At 41.3% G+C, this 24038-nt stretch carries 21 protein-coding genes, 2 tRNA genes and 1 pseudogene; 11 read left to right on the top strand and 13 right to left on the bottom strand.

Annotated elements, in window-relative coordinates:
• Window positions 1-3 precede the first annotated feature (3 nt).
• Window positions 4-2001, top strand: coding sequence for a DNA sulfur modification protein DndB (locus tag HWQ36_RS25685; RefSeq protein ID WP_292708108.1), 1998 nt, complete (start codon window positions 4-6; stop codon window positions 1999-2001).
• A gap of 52 nt (window positions 2002-2053) precedes the next feature.
• Here HWQ36_RS25685 and HWQ36_RS25680 read toward each other — a convergent pair whose 3' ends face one another.
• The 8 genes and pseudogenes from HWQ36_RS25680 to argF form a co-directional block, all read right to left on the bottom strand.
• The gene (locus tag HWQ36_RS25680; protein ID WP_292708106.1) at window positions 2054-2515 is read right to left on the bottom strand and encodes a DNA phosphorothioation-associated protein 4; all 462 of its coding nucleotides are present in this window, start codon (window positions 2513-2515) and stop codon (window positions 2054-2056) included.
• Between the two features lie 82 nt (window positions 2516-2597).
• Window positions 2598-3149 carry a Uma2 family endonuclease gene (locus HWQ36_RS25675; RefSeq protein ID WP_292708102.1) on the bottom strand — a complete coding sequence of 184 codons (552 nt, stop codon included), beginning with the start codon at window positions 3147-3149 and terminating at the stop codon, window positions 2598-2600.
• Window positions 3150-3242: 93 nt separating this feature from the next.
• Window positions 3243-3812: pseudogene (locus HWQ36_RS25670) on the bottom strand (Uma2 family endonuclease).
• An 11-nt stretch (window positions 3813-3823) separates the two neighbouring features.
• Window positions 3824-5896: an AAA family ATPase gene (locus HWQ36_RS25665; RefSeq protein ID WP_292708099.1), complete on the bottom strand. Its 2073-nt coding sequence runs from the start codon at window positions 5894-5896 to the stop codon at window positions 3824-3826.
• Window positions 5893-6066, bottom strand: a complete 174-nt coding sequence (locus HWQ36_RS25660; protein ID WP_292708097.1) for a hypothetical protein — start codon at window positions 6064-6066, stop codon at window positions 5893-5895. The genes HWQ36_RS25665 and HWQ36_RS25660 overlap by 4 nt, the downstream gene beginning before the upstream one ends.
• A gap of 429 nt (window positions 6067-6495) precedes the next feature.
• Window positions 6496-7974: a DNA phosphorothioation system restriction enzyme gene (locus HWQ36_RS25655; RefSeq protein ID WP_292708095.1), complete on the bottom strand. Its 1479-nt coding sequence runs from the start codon at window positions 7972-7974 to the stop codon at window positions 6496-6498.
• Between the two features lie 94 nt (window positions 7975-8068).
• Window positions 8069-8674, bottom strand: coding sequence for a transcriptional repressor LexA (gene lexA, locus HWQ36_RS25650; RefSeq protein ID WP_292708092.1), 606 nt, complete (start codon window positions 8672-8674; stop codon window positions 8069-8071).
• Between the two features lie 217 nt (window positions 8675-8891).
• On the bottom strand, window positions 8892-9812 hold the full coding sequence (gene argF, locus HWQ36_RS25645; RefSeq protein ID WP_292708089.1) for an ornithine carbamoyltransferase: 921 nt from the start codon (window positions 9810-9812) through the stop codon (window positions 8892-8894).
• 366 nt (window positions 9813-10178) lie between these two features.
• Here argF and HWQ36_RS25640 point away from each other — a divergent pair.
• A tRNA-Thr gene (locus tag HWQ36_RS25640) sits at window positions 10179-10250 on the top strand.
• Between the two features lie 259 nt (window positions 10251-10509).
• Here HWQ36_RS25640 and HWQ36_RS25635 read toward each other — a convergent pair.
• Both HWQ36_RS25635 and pyrE read right to left on the bottom strand, forming a co-directional pair.
• Window positions 10510-10839 carry a hypothetical protein gene (locus HWQ36_RS25635; RefSeq protein ID WP_292708086.1) on the bottom strand — a complete coding sequence of 110 codons (330 nt, stop codon included), beginning with the start codon at window positions 10837-10839 and terminating at the stop codon, window positions 10510-10512.
• 252 nt (window positions 10840-11091) lie between these two features.
• Complete coding sequence (pyrE, locus tag HWQ36_RS25630; RefSeq protein WP_292708084.1) at window positions 11092-11715, bottom strand: orotate phosphoribosyltransferase; 624 nt, start codon at window positions 11713-11715, stop codon at window positions 11092-11094.
• 106 nt (window positions 11716-11821) lie between these two features.
• On the opposite strand from pyrE, the gene HWQ36_RS25625 reads away from it, so the two are divergent.
• A complete protein-coding gene (locus HWQ36_RS25625; protein ID WP_292708081.1) occupies window positions 11822-12256 on the top strand; it encodes a hypothetical protein in 435 nt (144 codons plus the stop codon).
• A 125-nt stretch (window positions 12257-12381) separates the two neighbouring features.
• Here the strand turns inward: HWQ36_RS25625 and HWQ36_RS25620 are convergent.
• Window positions 12382-12454: transfer RNA gene (locus HWQ36_RS25620), tRNA-Ile, on the bottom strand.
• 418 nt (window positions 12455-12872) lie between these two features.
• Between HWQ36_RS25620 and HWQ36_RS25615 the strand changes: the two genes are divergently transcribed.
• Together HWQ36_RS25615 and HWQ36_RS25610 are read left to right on the top strand one after the other, a co-directional pair.
• On the top strand, window positions 12873-13574 hold the full coding sequence (locus HWQ36_RS25615; protein ID WP_292708078.1) for a hypothetical protein: 702 nt from the start codon (window positions 12873-12875) through the stop codon (window positions 13572-13574).
• A 158-nt stretch (window positions 13575-13732) separates the two neighbouring features.
• A complete protein-coding gene (locus HWQ36_RS25610; RefSeq protein ID WP_292708076.1) occupies window positions 13733-15121 on the top strand; it encodes a hemolysin family protein in 1389 nt (462 codons plus the stop codon).
• Window positions 15122-15246: 125 nt separating this feature from the next.
• On the opposite strand, the gene queC is transcribed toward HWQ36_RS25610, so the two are convergent.
• On the bottom strand, window positions 15247-15921 hold the full coding sequence (queC, locus tag HWQ36_RS25605; RefSeq protein ID WP_292708073.1) for a 7-cyano-7-deazaguanine synthase QueC: 675 nt from the start codon (window positions 15919-15921) through the stop codon (window positions 15247-15249).
• Between the two features lie 235 nt (window positions 15922-16156).
• Here queC and HWQ36_RS25600 point away from each other — a divergent pair, with 235 nt between their 5' ends.
• From HWQ36_RS25600 to HWQ36_RS25580, 5 genes are all read left to right on the top strand, one after another.
• The gene (locus HWQ36_RS25600; protein ID WP_012410802.1) at window positions 16157-17239 is read left to right on the top strand and encodes a Gfo/Idh/MocA family oxidoreductase; all 1083 of its coding nucleotides are present in this window, start codon (window positions 16157-16159) and stop codon (window positions 17237-17239) included.
• A 296-nt stretch (window positions 17240-17535) separates the two neighbouring features.
• Window positions 17536-18159, top strand: coding sequence for a DedA family protein (locus HWQ36_RS25595; protein WP_292708069.1), 624 nt, complete (start codon window positions 17536-17538; stop codon window positions 18157-18159).
• 239 nt (window positions 18160-18398) lie between these two features.
• Complete coding sequence (locus HWQ36_RS25590; protein ID WP_292708066.1) at window positions 18399-19550, top strand: ParM/StbA family protein; 1152 nt, start codon at window positions 18399-18401, stop codon at window positions 19548-19550.
• Window positions 19551-19555: 5 nt separating this feature from the next.
• Window positions 19556-20035, top strand: a complete 480-nt coding sequence (locus HWQ36_RS25585) for a plasmid segregation centromere-binding protein ParR (RefSeq protein WP_292708063.1) — start codon at window positions 19556-19558, stop codon at window positions 20033-20035.
• Between the two features lie 198 nt (window positions 20036-20233).
• Entirely contained in the window at window positions 20234-20926 is a 693-nt protein-coding gene (locus HWQ36_RS25580) for a SinI family restriction endonuclease (RefSeq protein ID WP_292708060.1), read from the top strand.
• A gap of 33 nt (window positions 20927-20959) precedes the next feature.
• Here HWQ36_RS25580 and HWQ36_RS25575 read toward each other — a convergent pair whose 3' ends face one another.
• Window positions 20960-22132, bottom strand: coding sequence for a DNA cytosine methyltransferase (locus HWQ36_RS25575; protein ID WP_292708058.1), 1173 nt, complete (start codon window positions 22130-22132; stop codon window positions 20960-20962).
• A gap of 309 nt (window positions 22133-22441) precedes the next feature.
• Here HWQ36_RS25575 and HWQ36_RS25570 point away from each other — a divergent pair, with 309 nt between their 5' ends.
• Window positions 22442-23878 (top strand): phosphoglucomutase/phosphomannomutase family protein, encoded by a 1437-nt coding sequence (locus HWQ36_RS25570; protein ID WP_292708056.1) that lies wholly within the window; start codon window positions 22442-22444, stop codon window positions 23876-23878.
• Window positions 23879-24038: the final 160 nt, after the last annotated feature.

The following is a 24038-nucleotide window of genomic DNA, read 5'->3' as shown; positions in this document are numbered from 1 at the left end:
CAAATGCTGATATTCTCAAATAATGAAGGAAAATCAAGATTCAATAAACCTCTGTACGGTTTAACTGGTATTTACACTTTATCCGAAGGTGTAGCACTTCCATACGTTCTTTCTTTGGTTGATGTTAACCGAGCTATTGACGAGTTAAAAATAGCTGAACAAATCCCCGCTTCGTTAGATACAAAATGGTCTCTTAAAGAGCTTTTTCAGCGAGAAATTGATGAGAAGAGAGTAGAAGATGACATAGTTAAAGGTTATCTTTTAGATCCAAATAAGCTGAAGTTTTTCAATGCAATTACTATTGTATTGATGCCAAAGGACAGCGATGGTAAGATTCAGAACGCTTTCGATGAGACTACAAATGTAACACCTCCCCCTATACCTTGGGATGGCACAGATCCTGATGACGAACAATGGAAGAATTTTCAAAGTGAAGTTGCGAACTTCGGGGGTGTTCAATTTGTTTCTACTGGAGTTTCTGCTCGGCTGCGTTGGGATGAAGATAGAGTATTAGCAGTAGCAGTAGATGGGCAACATCGTCTTTGGGCGCTCCGTACCTTTCGTGAAGATCCCAGGTTTCGAGGTGGTACTCTTCGCACAATTGAGCAACAAACAAAAATACCAATTTTATTTATCTTGCTTCATCCTAGTGCGGGCTTCAAAAATCTTCAGAGTGCTTCTGATTATTCAATCCGGGGAATCGCTCGTGAATTATTCACTGATTTGAATAAGAATGCTAAGACTGTAGATAAGGCTAGAGAGCTTATTCTTGATGACAAAAGCATTAGCGCCCAATGCGTTAGAACTTTATTAACTGAGAGTACAGGGGAAGATGCGAAAGATAAACTTCCTCTTTCTCTAGTACGCTGGCAAGACGACTCAAATCGATTTGATAGCTCCTACTACCTAAATTCACTAGTTCATTTAGATTTGCTGATTTCAGCAGCACTGGATCTGAAACCACCACGCGATCCAATGGAAAAGAAGCAAGTACTAGATTTTATCGAAAGTATTGACTCTGCTCTTGGCACAGGTGAGGAAAAAGTTCAGTACGAGGGGCGTACTCTTGAAGAATATTACATAGAAGACTATTGTGACGAAGATGGAAATCCTGTTACACCGTTTTCTCGCATACCAGAAAATTACCTTGGCTCTGCAATAGAAGGTTTTAAAGTTAACTTTCGTTCCTGGCTACTCAAACTTTTACTGGAATTTAAGCCATATAGAAACCTACTCCAGTATGCTCGTGAACATGATTTAATTGAGGGTACTTTTGGTAGCTACCAAGCTCAGACGAGTAAACATAAAGGGATTATTCGAGAGCAAGAAATTGCTAAGGATAGTGATTGGAATAGCCGAGAGATACTCTCGCATCAAGTTGCTATTAATAGCATGAAAGATAATCAATGGGCTTTCAAAGCTATATTCCAGAAAGCTATAGTTCGTCTAGGCAGAATTGTGGAGTTTGACTATAAAGCCAAAGACACAAATTTAGGTAATATCGATGACGTATTGAGTTGTCTAGATAGATTATATGAAAAAGGTATTTTAAAAGTAGATGCTAACCTACCAGAGTATCCTTTTCGTTTATGGACATTTATAGCAATAAACCAGGGTACTGACAAAATTAAAGTTGCGAAAACTGTAGAAGATAGGATATTTTCCTTATTGTGCTTGTGGTATTTCGGCTCTCGTAAAACAGAAATCGATGCTGCAAGAGGTTCTCAAATTTTATCGCGGCGAAAACTACTCAACTTCTTTAGTGCAGATAAAAATAAAGCTGAGTGGGCAGGTTGCACAGATGCTTACAAGGCATTATATAAAGGTTTTGATACTGTTGCTTTTTATGGAAAAGAACATGAAAAAATGAACGCTCAACAAAAAGAAGACATGATTCGAGATAGATTTTCTGCTATACTCGCTGCTGGTTTGCCAGAATTAAATACTCAACCTTCAATTCTCCAAGTATCAGAAGAAGAGGATGAAGTTGATTCTGAATAAAAATATAAAGTCGATTAAAATTAAGTTTTCTTAAGTTTTAATAGAGGGTAATTCAAGATAGGAATTTGGTTAGATCAAATTCCTCATCTTGCTGCTCTGTATTCGTTCTTTCATAACTAAGAATCAATAAAAGTCGCTCTGAATAGTCTACTGCTCCACGCAGTTCATTTTGTATAATTTCTAAACCAGCATTAGCATACTCTTCAAAAATATGAATGCGTTGCTCGTCAGCTACATTATCATTATCTATAATCTTAATGTTTTCTGTTTCGGTGATAGCTAACAAGTTAATTAATAGAGTGAAGCTGCTAGTAAAATAATCTTGTCGCAGTGGGGATAAATCTTTAGAAATTACGTCTAAAGGAACACGTCTTTTATATTTAACGCCCAATGCTGCTGCAAACACCATAACTTCTACATAAGTCTGAAAAGGCCCAGTTGTGTCTTTTGATGCGACTAGAGATTTCACCAACTCAGCCTTATCTTTAGCAACCCTGATTCTGTTTGCAGCCATTGTTTTTATATATACTGTGTTGCTATTTTAACCGAAAGCTAAAAGTGATGCCTATTATTTTATACTAGTATGTGGGCGATCGCTAAACAAACAAATTATCCACTAACATAGTCCACCCTAGTACTGCGGGTTCAGCTTCAGCCACCTCACCACGGCGATACACTTGCGGTTCTTCAGGATTACTAGCACGATATACTCTAATAACTTCCTCTTTAAGTACATCCACATCCCAAACTACCAAAGTACCAGCCGCAAAATAATCACGGCGTTTATTAGCCATTTCTTTTTCAGCCTTATCACCGTAATCATTTTCGCTTCTCGCCTCAGCAGCAAATACAGGCGCACCATTAAGAAACTTCCCACCTGTAGGTTTGCCAGTATAAAACGCAGCATCAGGACTTAAAGAACGGCGGTTAGGGAGATTGACAATAAAACCGACATTATCAGGCAAAGCGTAACCACTTTTTGTCAGACGTTCATAATCCCGTAGACTTGCATAAATTTCACCGCCTGCACGTCCTGGTAAAAATCCAGTTGGAGACATTAGCACCAATTTTCCATTGACAATCTCTGCTTTACAATTGTCAGGTAAATGGTACAAATCTTCAATAGTAGCCTCAATTTTAATACTCATAAAACATTTTCTAATTAGTTAAGGATAATTTAAATTCTACATCTTCTCTTCTCTCTGCGTCCTCCGCGCCTTGGCGGTTCGTTTCTCCAAAACTTATATTGGAAACTGAACATCCTCATAAACCAAAGAAATAGGAAAGCGGAAATCAACACTAGTTAAATTAACCTCATCCCCTTCTTCATAAGGATGTAACTCTCAAATCCCTTTATTATTTAGCCGGAAACAATCTAAACTGATTTTTTCAGCATCAATGAGGACATATTCTTGTAAAGTCTGAATACGGCGATACTAAATAAATTTACGACCTCTATCGTAAGCTTCTGTACTTGGGGAAAGAATCTCGACAATTAAACAAGGATACTGAATAAATTTAATCGCTTGTTTATCTCTTGAATGACAACTCACTACAACATCCGGGTAGTGAAAAGACCCTTTCTCTGATACACCTACTTTTACATCTGCTATATTGACACGAGACGCACCCCCTCGAAGGTGGCTTTTTAATGCCGAAGCCAAGTTGAAAACTATATAATTATGGGGAATAGTGCCTCCAGTCATAGCGAAGACTTCACCATTGATATATTCGTATTTAATATCTTGGTGTTCTTCCCATTCCAAATATTCCTGGGGAGTCATATACTTTGCATCTGGACTCGCAATCATAACTTTATCCTTTAAACATTACGTTCTACCGCAATAATTTCAGTATACTCAAACTCATTTGGACTTTGTTTCACCAAAGGATATCTTTCCCCACCCAACTCAATATAATCTTGTTCGCAATCTGGCTTAGAAGAATAATACGTAAGCACATATTCTCTTCCAATTCTGTCTGTCATTTCGGCTTCTACTTCACCCCGCCACTGAGTCTTAGTAACTAAAACTATCAACTGATTCGCTAATTGGGGAATTGTCTTCGCAATGTGTCGCCGCGAATTCTCATCCAAACTACCGAAGGGTGAATCCATGACAATTGGGAAAGTACTACTATCGGGAATCATCATCATTTTTCGCTTCTCACTCCATTCCCGTACTTTGTCAATGATACTGGCTATAAAGGATAAACTGAGAATCTGATTTTCCCCGGTGGAAGCTGCAACTGGTGCTTCTATCCCTGTGGTATTTTCTACTAATGTCAGTTCATATTTATCGCTAATTTTAGGAATGTATGGAGTTACAGAAATCTCAGTGAATATTTCTTGTACTCGCTTTTCTAGTTGCAGACGAAATTGCTGTTCTTGACGATTTCTAACTTCCGTTAACCGTTCAATTGCATCTTGAGTGGCGTTAATTCGTCGTTGTGCTAAAGTTTGCTTGTCTTCATTCAATTTTTGTTTGGCAATTTGTTTGTTCAAACCTTCAATTTCAGTTGTGAGTTGAGCAATTTGCTGCTGATTTGCGCCTTGTTCTCGATTTAATTCATCAATTTTACTTTCAATTTCATCTAACCGTTTTTGCAAACTGCTAATTTCTTCGTTAGCATCTTTTCGTAACCGTTCTTGAATATTGTCTAAATCGCCTTCAATTTGAGATATGCTTTGCCTTAACTGATTAATCCTAGTTTGTTCTCTATCAACTTCTTCCCAAAATCCTATGGCTTGCTTATCAATTTCATCCACTTGAGCTATCATCCGAATCGCAGTTTCTTCCACCGCCGAGGAACCTGCTTTATTTAACCAGGTACTCACATGAGTGTGAGAATGATTACCCTCGTGTAACTCTGCACCACAAATACAGCGTTGAGAATTGAGTAAATCATTCACAAATTCCCGCGAAATTCCAGAGGTTAACTCGCCGCGCTGCTTCAAATCATTGATAATTCCTCGGAACTGGGATGTAGTTTCTGACAATAAAACTGTATATCCCCGCGCAGAAATCACTTTTTTCAACGCTTCCTTCGTTTTTTTATATTCTTCTTGATTAGCCGCTTTTTGTGATTCTAAATCCTGCCATCTTTTTTGCAATTCCTTCGCAGCACTCAATTCTCGCAAACGATTACTTGTCTCTTTTTTAAAAGTTTGTTGATATTCTAATTCTTCTTTAATTTCTGTTTGCCGTTTGGTAATGCGTTCACGCTCTCGCTCTATCTTTTCTTGCTGTCGTAACAGTTGTTTGGTTTCGGAATCACCAATTGCTTTTAACTCATTTTCTAGAGCTTTTTTAGCATCTCCCAAATGTCTGATAGAACGGTTGATTACTTCTACACCCAAGAAGATTTTTGTCGCTTCAGCAATTTCAGCTTTTTTATCAGAACGAACTATTTCTTCAATTCGTTCGCCGTCAAAGAAAAAATATTGATGTAAAGTAGCGGGTAAAATTTGATTAATTATATCGTCTGGTTGCTGAATTGGTATATTCCATTTACCATCATCCGCACCTACCCACATGGTTAATTGAGTTTTACCAGCATCAAAATCACTTTCGTTTTTATAACCCCGACAGGCGCGTTTGACTCGATAGCGTTTACCTTCATGTTCCCAGCCAATCTCTACCCAACATTCTACAGCTTGACCTTTTCGAGCTTCTGCGATCGCACGCTTATTCACTAACTGCTCTATCGATGCAAATGCCGCACTAAATTTATCATACAATACCCACGTAAAGGCATTCAGCAAGCTAGTTTTACCAGAGCCATTATTACCATGAATAATTGTCGTGTTCTGAGCATCTCCCCCAGCGACGATCATCTCTGGTGTAATACCATAAAAGGAGCGAAAATTGCACAGCTTGATTGAAGTCAGCTTCATCGCACCTCTTCCTTTATAATGTCCAAAATATGATCATTTATATGGCTGTTAATCTTTTTATCTAGTCTGCCTTTTTCCAGCTTCCATACCCGCTCAATAATTTGCCTTACTTCCGGTGCTGCGCTGGTTATTGGCTCCTGCACATCATCGATATTCGCCTCTTGTGACATATCGGATTTTTAAATATAGTTTTTCTATATTTTAACTTTCTCTAGTGCTGGAATAGTCTCAGTAACGCCACTGTTTGCGTTATCTTTAATTTTGCAAAAACTATTTTTTCAAATTTATAATTTTCTTTGACAAAAGACTTTATTATTTAATCGTCCTCTGTTATTATTAATATTAACAATCTAGATCATAATGGGATGTAACTGTCTTTAAAAATTTTACTTACATCCCATTACAATCAAACTCATAATTCTATTATTCCATACTTAATGCTTCTTTTTTCAAAACTCGAAAATTTTTACAAAAAAATACAACTATCGCAATCCTAAATCATTCGTGAAAAATTAGATCCCCGACTTCTTCGAGAAGTCGGGGATCTGGACATCGCGCATTTTCACAACTCATTTAGGATTGCTATATATAGTTCATCATCAAATATCTAATAAACCATATCGCTTTTGTAAATCAAGTAACTTCATTCTTGCAACGCCTGCGTTATCAGCTAAATCAGCAAACTCTACAAAGCGGCGTAATTCCTTTTTCAAGAGATTACGCTCAACTTCGATAGTTTCTCTATCTAAATCTGGTGGTAAAACAATCATGTCAAATATAGTGGCGCGTTCTTTAGCGGGATGAGGACGTAAAACTCGCCCTCGTCGTTGGATAAATTGGCGGGGATTACCAGAACTTGATAAAATCACCGCAGTTTGAATTGCTGGAATATCAACACCTTCATCTAAACAACGAATTGCCACCAAACCTTGCAACTCTCCACTTTCAAATTGATGGCGCAAAATTTCCCTTTCTTGTAAAGTTGTTTGAGCCGTATAGGTGCTTACTTTGTAGCCTAAATCCACTCCGAGAATTTTAGCAACAGCTTTGAGTTGGCGTAGGGATGAACGTTGTCCCGCATCCTGTGAACCATCACTACAATAAAAAAGAGTGTGGCTAGTTTCGCGGCGAGTTGTCATTAAATCCCGCAAGGCGGTTAATTTATTTTCTGCCGCACCAATTAATCTTGCCCTTTGCATCAACAACGGCTTTAAATCTTCATTGTCTTCAAAATTTCCCCCTTGTCCATTTTCTCGTTCTCTATATAGTAGCGATCGCCCAATTCTTTTAGTTAACTTTAAATAGGCAATACTTTCCGCCTCAGTTAACTCCACCAACACCGGATAATACAAATAATGTACCAAAGCCCCTTGAGCGATCGCATCCCTCAAGGTAAACTCTGGTTGCAGAACTGGGCCAAAATAATCAAATAAAGACTGCGTACCACAATCATCAAAATATCTCTCCGGTGTGGCAGATAAAGCTAGTCTCAACCCCACACTACGCGGTAAACTTTCTTCTAACTTGGGTGCGCCTAAATTATGCGCCTCATCCCCAATAATTAAAGTTTTGGCGGGAAAATATTTGAGTTGAGATTGAAACCCATCTCCAATTAATGTCGAGTTCGTAGTAATTACCGTGACAAACCGTTGAGAACCAGAACGCAGATTATAAATTTGGGTAGAAAGTTGACTTTGCCAAGTGCGTAAATTCTCAAAAGCTAAAATGGGTTGCAAATTAAATTTTTCACATTCTCGCGCCCATTGGGTGACAAGATGGCGATAGGGACAGACCACCACCAGAACTTGTAAATTAATCTGCTGATATAATTCACAAGCGATCGCTAATGCGGTAATCGTTTTACCACTACCAGTAGCCATTTTCAGCGTCCCTCTACCATTGTTAGTAAACCAGCTAGCGATCGCTTGGCGCTGATATTGCCGCAATTGCAGAGACACAGGCATTCTTGGGCATCCTGGTAATGGTTGCGTGTAATAACTGCCCTTACTTTCCCTTGCGAATGGTAATTTCAACCGGAAAGTGGGCAGTTGCTGCACTGGATTTTTCGTCAGGTACATAAAATGTTAAGCACAAAGATGGTAATGAACCCTAATTAATGGGCATTAGGCATTGGTTATCCCCCATGTCTTCCTATTCCCTATTCCCCATTACTCAGTTGTAACCACGCCAAACACCAATGAGTGAACCTTGTACCTGTACTTGCATAGCGCTGACTTCTATGGGATTGTACTTGGGATTTGCTGGTTTGAGGGTAACGCGATCGCCTTGGCGATAAAAACGTTTTAATGTCGTACCAAATCCATCAACTCTGGCGGCAACGATGGTGCCATTTTTTAAATGATTTGGTTCTGGTACTGGACGCAGAAATACCACATCGCCATCAGCAATTAAATCTTCAATCATGCTATCGCCAGCTACGCGCAAAGCGTAGGTTTGAGGAGGTAACTCGAAATTAGAAAAGTCTAAATGATCTACAGCATCAGTAAATGGTTCTATTAAACCACCAGCAGCGATCGTGCCCAAAATTGGCACACCCTGCTTAACAGGACGCAAAATCCGAATCGTTCGCGCTTGGCCTTCAGTCCATTCTATATATCCTTTAGTGCGTAAATGTTCTAAACGACTTTGAATTGGTGCGGGTGACTTCAGGTTCATCGCTTGCATCATTTGCCGAATAGAAGGCGAATGCTGGTGCGATCTGATGTATTCTTCCAACCATTCGTAAAGTTCTTGTTGAGCTTCCGTTAGACGTTCCATAAATTTACGGGAAGTAATTATTAATGTCTCTAGAACATTAGTACTACAAAAAACTCCCCATAACAAGAGAAAAGTAAAAATATGAAAGGCAAAAGCAAAATTATTTTCTTCTCTTTTGCATTTTGACGAATAAGAATATAACAGGGTACAGGTTAGAGGTTACAGGTTAGAGGGTACAAGGAAGAAAACTATACCCTGTCCCCTGTGCCCTATTCCCTTACTTTGCCCCTAAAATACTCGCAAGCAAAGCTTTTTGCGCGTGGAGGCGATTTTCTGCCTGTTCCCAAACTTTTGATTGAGAACCTTCAATAACAGCCTCAGTAATTTCTTCACCGCGATGGGCTGGTAAGCAGTGTAAAACAATTGCCTCTGGATTAGCAAGGCTTAATAGCTGTTCCGAAATTTGGTAAGGCTGAAAAATAGGCATCCGATTATCTGCTTCTGCTTCTTGCCCCATACTCGCCCAAACATCAGTATAAAGTACAGCAGAACCCTTAGCTGCTAATTCTGGATCGTGAGTGACAAGGACTTCCGTTTTGTTATTAGCGATCGCTCTTGCTTGTTCTACAATCCTAGAATCTGGCTCATATCCGCTAGGAGTAGCAATTCTGACATTCATCCCCACCAAAGCACAGCCCAACATCAGAGAATTAGCCATATTATTCCCATCACCCACGTAGGTTAAAGTTAATCCAGCAAGGGTGTCAAAGCTTTCTTTAATCGTCAATAAATCCGCTAATACCTGACAAGGATGTTCTGCATCGGTAAGTGCATTAATCACCGGAATCTTGGCATACTCAGCAAAAGTTTCTAAATCCTGCTGGGCAAAAGTGCGAATTGCCAAAATATCCAGATATCGGTCTAACACCCGCGCCGTATCCTGTAAAGGTTCCCCACGACTAACTTGAGTGACATTGGGGTTAAGATCGATTACCTGTCCACCCAGTTGGTACATCGCCACAGTAAAACTTACCCGCGTGCGGGTTGAAGCTTTGGAGAACAACAACCCCAAAACTTTATTACACTGCAACTTCAACTGTTGTGATTTAAGCTGAGTTGCCAATTGCAGGAGTTCTTGAAGTTCCGTCGGACTGATGTCCGCTAGACTTAATAAATCTCGTCCGAGCAATGCTGCCATGCTTGTAATCTGTAAAAAATAATTATATATTTCCGTTCCTTTATTCAGCCGTGCTAAGAAAATACAGTTTTAGAACTAACGAGATATTTTTGCGCCCAGCCCAGGATTTGAGTTAGCTTTTGATATGAATATTAATCTATCAACTTTATCAATGATTGCGATCGCAGATTTGTTTCTCTTTCATCACAATTGCTGTACCAACTAAACCATCTAGACGCACAAAAGCAGTGATATTGCTAAAATTTCTGCACTTTTAGCCTAATTTCTGAAGAGGCAGATATTTTTTAGCATTTACAGCTAGACAAATAAATAGATTATGGTATAATAAGAAATTGTGGTTGCTAACTAAAAGTAATCGCTAGACTTGCCAGCATAGCACAGTGGTAGTGCATCCGACTTGTAATCGGAAGGTCGCGAGTTCAAATCCCGCTGCTGGCTTTTGTTAAAATACAACAGTTTTCTTTGCCAAACAAGCTTATAGCCTTTGAGCTTGTTGCAACTATTGTAAATTTCAGTTTTAACTTGTAGAGAGTAGAGACGGCGATTTATTGCGTCTCCGAAAACCCACAATTTTGTACAATTAGCCCTTAACCCAAGCATATTGGCTTATAGTTAAGGGCTACGCTTCCACCTAAACCAAGAGGATGTGGGAAATTGGGGATGATGTATGAAAGCGATCGCCTTGCTCTTACATTAGTTAATTCAGAGCATCAGCAATCTTAGTACCAAGGTGCTGCAATGCTTTTTCTTTCACAAATTCAGCTGCACTACGAGCCGATTCCGCCAAAATAGTATCGGTGTTTGGAGTAAGCTTCAGCGCTCCTCCCAGGTATCCCAAAGCTTTACAATAATTATCGGTCAGGTTGGTAGATGCCAGTCTCTTTACAGTTTGATGCTCGCCACTCTGAAAAGCTGTTAACGCTTTGTGGTGTAAATCGTTTTCTGGCTTTCCTAGTACTTCAAGAATTGCGCTGACAGCTTTATCGACTTTTTCTTGTGTTAGTTCAGTGGATACTGTTGCTTGCATATTTATCTCCTTTTAAACCAATCATTAGATGTTTAAGCAGCTACTTGGGCATACAGAGATTCCCAACTTTGTTGTAAATGCTTGTAGATAATCCTAAATTAATTAAAGTTGCTATTTTTTATTAATTTATAAGTCCCAGAGTTGATGTTTTAATCTCTAACTGAACTCTATTGTTTCATAATTCAGGACTTATACCAATTCGTAATTACGAATTACGAATTACGAATTACGAATTAGTACAAGTCCTATTGTTTATAAATTCGCAAGTTGTCGGTAGCGTTCCTGAACTTCCTGAATCGAAAACAAAGTTTCAAACTTCAACCCAGATGACTGGTACAACTCACCTCCCCCTTGCTCTCGATCTATCAGTGAAATTACTTGATTTACGGTATAACCCGCATCCTTTAGGCGCTCAACTGCTTTCAGAGCAGATTGTCCAGTTGTCACCACATCTTCTAAAACTACTACTTTTGCACCCTCTGGTAAACTGGGACCTTCTATATAAGCTTTCGTCCCATAACCCTTGGCTTCCTTCCGAATAATTAACGCTGGTATCGGTCGGTTTTCATAAACAGAAACTACACTCACAGCTGTCACAATTGGATCAGCCCCCACTGTTAAACCACCTACAGCCTGTGTATCTACAGGTAACAAAGGAAACAGCAACCTTCCAACCGCCAAAGCGCCTTGAGGATGGAGTGTTACCTGTGTTTTGTTGACATAATAAGAACTACGCAGACCAGAAGAGAGGAGAAAATCACCCTCTTGATAAGCAAGTTGGCAAAATAAATCTAGTAGCTTGTGGCGCAAGATGGTCAAATCAGGAGTGGTTGCCCAAATATCTGAGTGGGTAAGAGTTTCAGTAGGATACGTCATTACAAAACATTAAAAGTTGTGCTACACCAAAGGTTGAACTTATCAGAGTTCTGAACTTAAGCATAGATTAAGATTCGCCTAAAACGAAAATTGAGGAGTCAGAAACGTGGGTATAAAATTTAAAACCTTTGGTGGTTTATTGGTGCTGCTTGCTGCTGGTATTGCTTTTCCCTCAGTTGCATTTGCCCAAACCGAAACCCCCAGAACTGAAACTACGAGTAATGTATTTGAACGAGCTTTTTTTAGTCACGATCGCAATTTCTACGAAAATGGCAGTCTCAAGCGTCAGCTAGACTCCCTTCTAGGATCTGGTTCCAGTTTCGGTGGTTCCTTCCCAGAAAATGAAATTGCCCACGATGCTGAGTTGGTTAACACTTTATATCATGATGTCCTGACTCAGCAAGCTGGTAACGATCCTTATATTCGCACTCCTGATTTACCAAATCCTTATGACACATCGTTGATGATGTCCCCTCGTTTGAATAGCAACAAACTCAAAGTGGGAACTGAATTCAGGTTTGAAACTTTACCACCTCGGTAAGATTGGGGAGTGGGGAGCAGGGGAGGATGAGGGAGATGAGGGAGCAGGGGAGCAGGGGGACAAGGGGGAATTATTGAGCAAGTCTCTCCCTTGTCTCTTCTTCATGCCCCATTTTAATGATTCAGTGCGCCCTGCTGGAATCGAACCAGCCTGAAGACGAATTATGAGTTCGTTGCCTCCCCAATCGGCCAAAGGCGCTTGCTTTGTTTCGGGTTGCTACGAGCAAATTACTTTAAACTCTTAGATCAACTTTATTTGCTAATTTTTATAGTGAGGAACATACCTCATGCACTGAGTTTAGCCAATTCTATGATTATAGCATAAAGTTACCACGTGTGAATACTGGACACTAGTTTACCAAATTTTTATCAATACCTTCGCCAAATCGAAAAATGTCTCGATTCGTGGGTTGGGTTGAGGCACGAAACCCAACAAATACGTTGGGTTTTGCTTCGCTCAACCCAACCTACAAAAAATGGCGAAGGTATTGTTTATACTACATAATTTAATCATGAAATAGTACAGACTAATATTGATCAAGTTCCTTTAAGGATTGAGGTCAAAAGCTTCACTATTCTTAAATAGCCCAGCATTTTTATGTGATAGCTTATCAGCAATGAAAATAAATTCTACTGTACTTCTTACTTTGATTTTGTTAATCCTGATGATGGGAGCAGGTTCTGTGAGCGCGTTATTGGGGTTTGAACTGGGGAGTTCAGCACTTAAAGGCGTTACCGCACCTGATGGTCGTCCCACCACCAAATTTGCCAGCAATAAGGCAAATGCCTCTCAACAGGGAGGGCTAGTGCTATTAAAAGAGGAAGAGATTCTGAAAGTTGTCAAGGCGCGAATTGACGGTAAGACCAAGGCTGCTAAATCGGAAAAGCTAGAGGAAGATGACGAAGAAACCAATACCAGCAAGCAGAAGCCAGAGGAAAAGCCCCCAGAAGTGGTTGAAGAAAAACCCCTACCAGGCTTTCCAGTTACTGCCCAAAGTGAGGGTGTAACTATGACTGTGCAATCTGCTCGTTACTCTGGTGGTGACTTGCTACTGAAAGTGAAAATGCAGAACAAAGGTAAGGATTCTGTGCGCTTCCTGTATAGTTTTTTAGATGTTACCGATGATAAAGGACGAACCCTGAGTGCTAGTACAGAGGGTTTACCAACAGAATTGCCTGTAAATGGCCCAGCATTTTCAGGTACTGTGAGCATTCCCACGGCTTTACTTGATGATGTCAAGAAAATATCACTTGCTCTGACTGATTATCCCGCTCAAAAATTGAAGCTAGAGGCATCGGGTATTCCTGTAGAAAGGTAGGAGGGGCAATTTTAGATTTTAGATTTTAGATTTTAGATTGGAGATTTGGTACTAAGTAATTTAGCGTAATTTAGCTAATCCCTAATACCCAAAACTTAATCCAAAATCCAAAACTTGTACTGAGCGAAGTCGAAGTATCCAAAATCCAAAATCCAAAAATGGAGGGCGTGAGTTTTACACGAGCTTTGGCAGTGAGTGGTTTTCCTAATTTGATTTGGACGGATGTGGCGCTGCGGTTATTGTCAGTGCTACTACTGATTGCCATAAATGCCTTTTTTGTGACGGCGGAATTTTCGATGGTGAGCGTGCGGCGATCGCGTATTCACCAGCTAGTTAAGGCTGGGGATATTCCAGCGATCGCTGTGGAAATGCTACAACGCAGTATTGACCGACTGCTATCTACCACTCAGTTAGGCATTACTCTCTCTAGTTTAGCGCTGGGATGGATTGGCGAAAGTACAATTGTCGTGCTGGTAAATGCCTGGTTAAGATCCTGGCCTTTACCTAGTAGGATGACTAACTTCCTCGCCCATTCCCTATCAATTCCCATTGCTTTTTTCTTAATTGCCTATTTGCAAATTGTGATCGGAGAACTATGTCCCAAATCCTTAGCCATGCTGTACTCAGAACAGCTAGCGAGGTTTTTGGGGCCTTCGGTAAAAGCGATCGTGCGTTTTTTTGGCCCTTTCATCTGGATTCTCAACCAATCAACTCGTTTTTTATTGCGGATTTTTGGCATCCAATACACAGGTCAAGGCTGGCGACCGCCTGTAACTCCCGAAGAATTGCAACTGATTATCTCTACAGAATGGGGATCTACTGGTTTACAGCGTGCGGAACGGGAATTGCTCAATAATGTCTTTGAGTTTGGGGATGTCATGGCCCAAGATGTGATGATCCCACGCACCAGTATTATCGCGCTGCCAAAAGATGCGACCTTCCAGGTATTACTCAAGGAAATGGCTGCTACAGGTTACTCACGTTATCCCGTGATTGGTGAATCTTTAGATGATGTTCGCGGCATTGTTTATTTTAAAGATTTGGCACAACCTTTAGCTGTGGGAAAGCTCAGTTTAGAGACACAAATTCAACCTTGGATGCGTCCTGCTCGGTTTGTTCCCGAACACACACCCTTGAGTGAACTTTTGCCCATGATGCAGCAAGAGAAACCCGCTATGGTCATGGTAGTAAATGAATTTGGCGGTACTGTGGGACTCGTGACAATCAAAGATGTCATTGCCGAAATCATCGGCGACGCAAGCGAACCTGAAAGCAGTGACGACTTAATGATTCAGATGTTAGATGAGCAGAAATTTCTAGTGCAGGCACAAATAAACCTCGAAGACCTTAATGAGGTTTTGCATCTTAATTTGCCCCTGACAAGAGAATACCAAACACTAGGGGGCTTTTTGCTGTATCAGTTACAGAAAATTCCGGCCATTGGCGAAACCTTCTGTTATGAAAATCTCGAATTCACTGTGGTATCAATTGTTGGCCCACGCCTGCATCAAATTCAACTGCGACGCCTGGAAGAGGAGGGGGGATGAGGGAGATGAGGGAGATGAGGGAGATGAGGGAGACAAGGAGGACAAGGAGGACAAGGGGGAATTATTGAATAGTCTCTTCCTTGTCTCCCTTGTCTCTTCTTCATGCCCTGTTTGGCCAATGCCCACTAAGCATACACCAGTGGATCAACGAGTCCCAATTCGGCAAAAGCTGCCAACCGCAAGCGACATGAATCACACACGCCGCAGGCGACATTGCCACCAGCATAGCAAGACCAAGTTAGCTCCCAAGGAACTCCTAATTGGTTTCCTAGTTGGATGATTTCGGTTTTTTTCAAGTTGATGAGGGGTGCAACAATACTAATTGGCTGTCCCTCACGCCCTTGTTTGGTTCCTAGACGAAAAACTTCCTGCATTGCCTGAATATAGTCGGGGCGACAGTCAGGATATCCTGAATAATCTAAGGCATTGACACCGATATAGACACGTTCAGCCGCGATCGCTTCGGCGTAGCCAAGAGCAAAGCTTAAAAAAATGGTATTACGAGCCGGAACATAAGTCACAGGAATATTTTGAGACATTTCATCCAGCGATCGCTTTTGGGGTAAATCAATCGCGTCATCGGTAAGTGCGGAACCGCCCCATTGCCGTAAATCAAAATTCACTACCTGATGTTTTGCGATCGCAGCCTTTTTAGCAACAGCAAGGGCTGACTGTAACTCTCGTCGGTGTCGCTGCTGGTAATCAAAGGAAATAGCATGACATTCACAGCCATCAGCCTTAGCTTTATACAGAATTGTGGAAGAGTCCAATCCCCCAGATAACAGAATTACAGCTTTCATCAGTTAATAAAAAGACATATATTTTTTGTAGAAAGTGCAAAATCAAAAACAAACCCGAACTATCTATACAAAAGATGTTTGGATTACGGGAACCGATCGCAAACTTTGAAATTCTTCATAAACATAGGCTCTATGTTACCATCTGGATGGTTTTAGACGGATCGTAACTGGCTTTCGAGTATAAACGCCAACGGCCGTAGCGTCTCTAAATTTGGTGGTTGAGGAGAGAATAATAGTGCAAGATAGCATGTCAGTGGCAGAACCGAATCTATATACACAGCGCAACCAGCCACGACCAATCCGCATAGGCGTGATTGGAGTGGGTAACATGGGACAACACCACGCTCGCGTGCTGAGTTCAATGAAAGATGTTGAACTGGTCGGAGTGGCAGATATTAACGTCGAGCGAGGATTAGAAACTGCCAGCAAATACAAGGTGCGTTTTTTTGAAGATTACTGTGACCTGCTACCCCTTGTGGAAGCAGTTTGTGTAGCTGTTCCCACCCGTCTGCACTATGCCGTGGGCATTAGCTGTCTGCTAGCGGGAATTCATGTTTTGATTGAAAAACCCATTGCAGCCAGTATTTCTGAGGCAGAGTCCCTAGTAAATGCGGCAGCAGAGTCTCAGTGTATCCTGCAAGTAGGTCATATTGAGCGTTTCAACCCAGCTTTTAAAGAACTGAGCCAAGTTCTGAAAACGGAGGAATTGCTGGCGCTAGAAGCCCACAGAATGAGTCCTTACTCAGATCGGGCAAACGATGTTTCGGTTGTGCTGGATTTAATGATCCATGACATCGACCTACTTTTAGAATTAGCTGCTTCCCCAGTCACAAAATTGACTGCTAGCGGTACTCGCTCCTTGGACTCTGGTTATTTAGATTACGTAACTGCCACCTTGGGGTTTGCCAATGGTATTGTTGCTACTCTGACAGCCAGTAAAGTCACTCACCGCAAAATTCGCCGGATTGTCGCCCATTGCAAAAATTCATTTACTGAGGCAGATTTTCTCAAGAATGAAATTTTGATTCACCGACAAACGGCTGCCAATTCTCTCACCGACCACCGACAAGTACTTTATAGACAAGATGGTGTGATCGAAAAAGTCTACACCAGCAATATTCAACCCCTAAGTGCAGAATTAGAACATTTTGTCAACTGTGTACACGGTGGCAATCAACCATCAGTGGGTGGTGAACAAGCTCTTAAAGCGCTCAGACTGGCAAGTTTGATTGAACAGATGGCGCTGGAAGATCGAGTTTGGAATCCATTAGACTGGCAATCGGAACCAAGGGTACAATCATTGACCCCGACAGCCTAGAAGAAGAGGGGATGAGGGGGATGAGGGGGACAAGGTAAAATTTTCTCCCTGCTCTCCCACAGCCGCCAAATCAGAAGAAAACCCTAGAGTATGTTTTTAAATTTGCCATCAAGTCTTTAGATCCTCCCTAGTCTTTTTACAAAACTGACTAAGGGGGATCTAAAAAATTAGAAAACAAAACCGTGAAGTGTTCATATCCCCGACTTCTTGAAGAAGTCGGGGATCTCGCAGCCCCGCAAAATTAATGAAACAATCCTAGTAACACGACTAGTGCAACAATTTCAGGAATTGACTCAATGCTTGAATGGATAACTAACACTATCAACTATTTTGGCTATTGGGGAATCGCCCTACTAATGTTCCTAGAGAACCTTTTTCCCCCAATTCCTTCAGAATTGATTATGCCACTGGCTGGATTTACAGCAAGTCCATATCAACCAGGAGGGGCAAAGCTAAATATCATTGGTGTGTTTTTCGCAGGACTTTTGGGTTCTGTATTGGGCGCACTTATTTGGTACTATCCAGGTAAGTTTTTGGGTGAAACTCGTTTGAAAGCTTGGGCTGATAAGTATGGCAAATGGCTGGCTATATCTAGTAAAGATATCACCAAGGCCAAAAAGTGGTTTGACCGACAAGGTAGAACAGCAGTATTAATTGGTCGTCTTGTACCGGGAATCCGCACCTTGATTTCTGTTCCCGCAGGGATTAGCAATATGCCCTTGCTACCATTTTTGGTTTACACAACATTAGGTAGCGCCGCTTGGGTGGGTTTGCTAACATACTCAGGATACATATTGGGTAGTCAGTATGAACTTGTGGACAAGTACCTTGCTCCTGTATCCAAAATCGTACTTGGGGGTTTGGTTCTAGCATTTGTTTTCTGGATATTTAAGCGCCAGTTAAGACGTACTAGAAGATGAAACACGGACGCTTTTGGTTTGAAAGCAGTGAAAGCAGGGGTTACATCTGGCCAAAATTCGCCTACACTATGCCAAATAATACTAGATGTGCGAAGGCAGAGCTTATCGGAGATATGGTCGGAATTAATTTTTGGCGTATTTCTAGCTACACTTGACGCAACCTAGAATTTCTGGTTGCTCGCATTTTTGTAAGATGAGCATGACAACTTTTTACAGTTAAGTTTGAACTAGGAGCTTTCATGACAGACCAACCTTCCGCCGCTACCCCCATCAATGCTGCTGCGATACCCATGAATAGGGTGTCGGCATCGACTCCCATCAATGCTGTTAATAATACTCCCAAGCCAGTCGGTGGTTCCGGGAAAACCATTCTCAGTGTTGATTTAGGCAGAACTTCCACAAAAACTTGTGTGAGTCGTGAACCCGGCAGTGTGGTATTTGTACCTGCCAACGTCAAGCAGATGTCAATAGAACAAGTACGCGGTGGTGTTTTTGAATCCAGAGCTACTGACCCCTTAATGGATTTGTGGCTGGAGTATCAAGGAAATGGATATGCTGTTGGTCAACTAGCAGCAGATTTTGGGGCGAATCTAGGAGTCGGCCAATCTAAGGTAGAGGCTGCACTGGTAAAAGTGTTAGCAAGTGCTGGCTACTTCAAACTCAAAGACGATATCTCAGTTGTACTAGGTTTGCCTTTTCTTTCCTTAGAGCAGTTTGAAAAGGAAAAAGCGCAGTTAACCAGCCAAGTAACTGGCCCTCATGTGTTGAACTTCCGAGGTGAATCTTTGTCGCTGAACATCATTAAAGTTTGGGTAATGCCAGAAGGTTACGGCAGCCTCCTGTGGTCTGAAGCTCAACCGAAGAAAAGCCCTGGCAGTCCCGATTTTACAAAAATATCGGTGGCGATCGTTGATATTGGACATCAAACTGTCGATCTTTTGATGGTAGATAACTTCCGTTTTGCCAGAGGTGCTTCTAAGAGCGAAGACTTCGGTATGAATAAGTTTTATGAATTGGTGTCTGCCGAAATCGAGGGAGCAGATAGTCAATCTCTGGCACTGATTTCTGCTGTGAACAAACCCAGAGGTGAACGCTATTACCGTCCTAAAGGCGCTAGCAAGCCCACTAACCTAGACGATTTTCTTCCCAACCTTACAGAGATGTTTTCGCGCGAAATCTGTAGCCGTGTGCTAGCCTGGTTGCCAGAACGCGTCACCGATGTGATTCTCACTGGTGGGGGTGGTGAGTTCTTCTGGGATGACGTTCAACGTCTACTCAAGGAAGCACAGATTAATGCTCATTTAGCAGCACCTTCACGACAAGCGAATGCTTTGGGGCAGTATATTTATGGAGAGGCACAATTATCCTCCAATCGCGCTGCTAGGGCATAAAGCTGATGTTCCAATGGTCAAAAAAGGTAGTTAAATCCGTCACGTTCAACCCAGAGCTTGCTGATGAAAGCTTGTTAGCGCAAGTAGAAAGTTATTTGGAAAAACAACCAGACAAGACTTTCAGCGACCTCTGTAAAGAAGCCTTGTGGCAATCTTTATGTGTACCGGAACCTGTACAACCTGCTCCACAAACAGCAGTAACAACACCGATTGAACAACAAATCGGTGAACTGCAACGTCAAGTGGCTGGACTTGAGGAACGTTTTTTTGCCAAGGGATCTAATCGTTTGGAGGCGATGGAACATCATCTACTGCAACTTTCTCAACAAGTTGCACAACTGGCGCTCATAGTCAACGATCGATCGTTCATCCCGTCTCCAAGTCAATTAGAAGTAGTAAATAATACTTCTTATACTGTTGCTACCCCTCCTCAAGAGGTTGACCCCGTAATCAGTCGCCTTAGTCAGTTTCTCGATGATTTTTAAGGAACAATCAGGTTTGTGAGCAGTTTTGCTCATGTTAACAATCCTTAATAGTGAATACTATTAAGGATTATTAATGTTTATATATAAAAAGAGATTTGTGTAGGTGGGGCGATCGCTCATAACTGAAACAGCAGATTTTACCCAATAGTGACTGTGAGCAATAACCTCAAAATACCGGATTTTGATGCCAATTTGATCGTGTCAGAAGCTGAAAATATCGCCAAACTTCATACTGGGATGTTCTGGAATGATTCTGTAAAAACAGTTTTATCCGTCTGTTGTAATTCGCCTGAATTATTTCCATATTTAAAAGTATGCAATTCTCGCTTAGATTACATTACTAAGTGGTTAAATAAGTATTTTGGCGGTTATAATAATCGAGCCTCAAAGCGAACTAGTAAGAAGATAGGCACTATTTCTGACAAAATTATTGACACGATTCTTTCCGCTCGTTTACCTACTCTTAGCACGGATGGCATTAATCATATAAAGTATGCTCATCGTCTTTCCATGTCAGCAGAAAACATCTTAGGTCTTCTTTTAGAAGAATATCTTGCCGAAAAATTGTCATTTTATGGTTGGTACTGTGCTTGGGGTGAAACTATAAATAAGGTTGATTTTTGTACCAAGAAAGGTGAGCTATTACAAGTTAAAAATCGTAGTAATTCTGAAAATAGTTCGAGCAGTAGTGTCCGTAAAGGAACTATTATTCGGAAATGGCATAGAGTCAATGCTCAAAATGGAACTTACTATTGGAAAGAACTGAATCAATTAATAGGATGCTCTAATCTTTCGGAAGAAGACTTTGCTGCCTTTGTTAGACAAACTATCGCTGAAAATCCTGCCGCATTGTATGTAGAAGATAGTAAATACTGGCAACAAATTCAGTAGTAAAAGTCTTAAAATAATCAACAGGCTAGGAATTTAGTGATTAAATAGTGAAAGCTGTTCAAAGACTGGTATCCCTTTAGGTTTTTCCTGTCTAATTAGACTATGTAAATAGTCACCAATAGCTTGAGCTAAGAGTACAGGTACAGCATTACCTATCTGTCGGTATTTAGAGGCTGTCGAACCATAGAAAATCCATGAGTCTGGAAAGGTTTGAATCCTGGCACACTCTCGTACACTGAGAGGACGCAATTCCTCTGGATGACACATATCTGTAGCCTTTTGGTAAGGACTTGTAGTAATAGTAGGAGACGGCTTATCCCAACATAACCTTCTGTAAAACCCTACTTTACCGCCTCCAGATTTGTAAGCCCCTCCCATCGCTTCTTTTATCAAGTCGTTAGGTAAATCTCTCCAGTTTTGACCACTTTTTAAAAGCTTTAAATATTGAAGACGGTTTTTTGAATAGGAAGTATACTCCGGTTGTGGATCTTCTAAGTTGGTCAGAGCATCTTTAAGAGTGCGCCATTGAGGTAATAAAGAGCCATCTTTACTATGAGTAGGCAAAGGGAATGTAGCTGATTCACCATCTCTGGAGCCAATAAAGATTACTCGCGCTCTGTTTTGCGGAACACCGTAATCTGCTGCTTCCATTACTTTATAAATAACTTGATAACCAAAGCACTTCATTTCTTCTAGAACAATCTCAAGAGCGCTCCCTTGCATTTCATCTAGTTCCAGAGGAGCATAATCCGTTCCTCGTTCCAGATGAGGTCTATGACGAATAGGAGCCGAGAGTAAACCTTTAACATTCTCCATGACAAAAAAGCGTGGCTGCACTTGTTCAACAATACGTATAAAGTCCATAAATAAGCTGCCACGTGGGTCCATAACTGAACCACGTTTTCCTGCTGTGCTGAAGGGTTGACAAGGGGGACCGCCAGTTACTAAATCTACTTCTCCAATCCGTAGGGGTCTACCAAGGTTAATAACATATCCCGCTTCTTCTAAAAGATTTTGAGCAGTGATTTTCTGTATATCTCTTGCTACAGAACTATTTAGGTGAGGTCGGTTGAAAGCTATAGTCTTCGCAGCATCAGGATCTTTCTCAACAACACTTACTACCCGAAAACCTGCCTGTTCTATCCCAATATCTAGTCCACCTGCTCCTGTAAATAAACTGATTGATATTGCCCGATTGTCTATCACTACTTTTATCCTTACAGCCTTAATCAAATATACGATTTGCTGGAACTCTCAAGTCTGCTTCATGCTAACGATAGATACCTACAATTCTAATAGTGTAAGCTTTTTGAAACACTATGTTACACAGGCGCTATTCTCTTTTAAATGTGGCAGGCGTAGACGGGCTTGTTGTTAGACATTGCATTTGTACGATACACAAATTGGCTCACTTTTATCTTTAATATTATGAGTACATATTATTACTAGATTCTTTTTTTACTTTATACACTGTATAAATGCTAGAATCCTCAAGTAGACAGTTAGGATACTTAGATGCCAGTTGTAGCTAACTCAATCAAGTTTGGTACAGACGGCTGGCGGGGTGTTATTGGTGATGAGTTCACCTTTGAACGCCTAGCCCTGGTCGCGCCAGTCGCCGCAAAAGTATTATATGATACATATTTTTCTACGGTGGGTAGCCGGACAATAATTGTCGGTTATGATCGCCGATTCATGGCCGAAGACTTTGCTCGTGCTGTCGCCGATTCTGTCACTGCGATCGGCTTTGATGTGCTACTGAGCGAAACTTATGCCCCAACCCCAGCTTATAGTTGGGCAGCAAAAGAACTTAATGCTTTAGGAGCATTAGTAATTACAGCCAGTCATAATCCTGGTGCATATTTGGGTTTAAAAGTCAAGGGCTGTTTTGGTGGGTCAGTGCCGCCAGAAGTCACAAAAGAGATAGAAGCGCAGTTGTCGGTGGGAGTACCATTAGCAGCTACCCCAGGCAAGCAAGAAAAATTCGATCCTTGGCCTAGTTATACCCAAGCGCTAGAAGGTAAAGTTGATATTGCCAAACTTCGAGAAGCGATCGCATCTGGCAAACTAACGTTATTTGCCGATGTCATGCATGGCGCGGCGGCTGGCGGATTGGCGAGACTATTAGGCAATCAGGTCAAAGAAATCAACTCAGAACGCGACCCCCTCTTTGGTGGCGGTGCGCCGGAACCCTTGCCTAAATACCTTTCAAAGTTATTTGAAGTCATCAAAACTCACCGAGAAACCGATAAATCAGGTTTAACAGTGGGGTTGGTATTTGATGGAGACTGCGATCGCATTGCAGCAGTAGATGGAGAAGCAAACTTCCTAAGTTCCCAAGTATTAATCCCGATATTAATCGACCATTTAACCTTAAGACGCGGCTTTAGTGGCGAAATAGTCAAAACAGTTAGCGGTTCCGACTTGATGCCCCTTGTAGCAGCACTACATAACCTGTCAGTCTTTGAGACAGCAGTTGGTTATAAATACATCGCTGACAGAATGTTAGTAGCAAAAGTGTTGCTGGGTGGCGAAGAGTCAGGAGGAATTGGCTATGGTAGCCATATTCCCGAACGCGATGCACTACTGTCAGCATTGTACGTCCTAGAGGCGATCGTCGAATCTGGTTTGGATTTGGGTGAATATTATCGCTACTTGCAGAAACAGACAGGGTTTACCTCAGCTTACGATCGCATTGATTTACCCTTAGCAAGTATGGAAGTGCGATCGCGTCTTTTGCAACAACTGCAAACTCAACCCTTAACGGAAATTGCCTCTTTAGCAGTGATTGATTGCCAAACAATTGACGGCTACAAATATCGCCTCGCTGATAAAAGCTGGTTAATGATTCGATTTAGTGGGACTGAGCCAGTTTTACGCTTATACTGCGAAGCCCCAACAATTGAGCAAGTCCATCAAACTCTTGCTTGGGCGAAACACTGGGCAGAGTAAAATTAATTATTAGTCATTAGTCATTAGTCCTTTGTCCTTGGTAAATGATCGATGACTAATACTTCGACTACGCTCAGTACAAGTGACCAATGACTAACGCTCTTCTATTACTCTCGTTAAATAAAAATTCAGAACCCTTGATTTTTAAGGCTTTGATAAA

The sequence above is a fragment of the Nostoc sp. NMS2 genome (assembly GCF_017115105.1).
Taxonomy (GTDB): domain Bacteria; phylum Cyanobacteriota; class Cyanobacteriia; order Cyanobacteriales; family Nostocaceae; genus Nostoc.
Note: the sequence above shows the minus strand (reverse complement) of the source record. Positions and strands in the feature narration are given on the sequence as shown.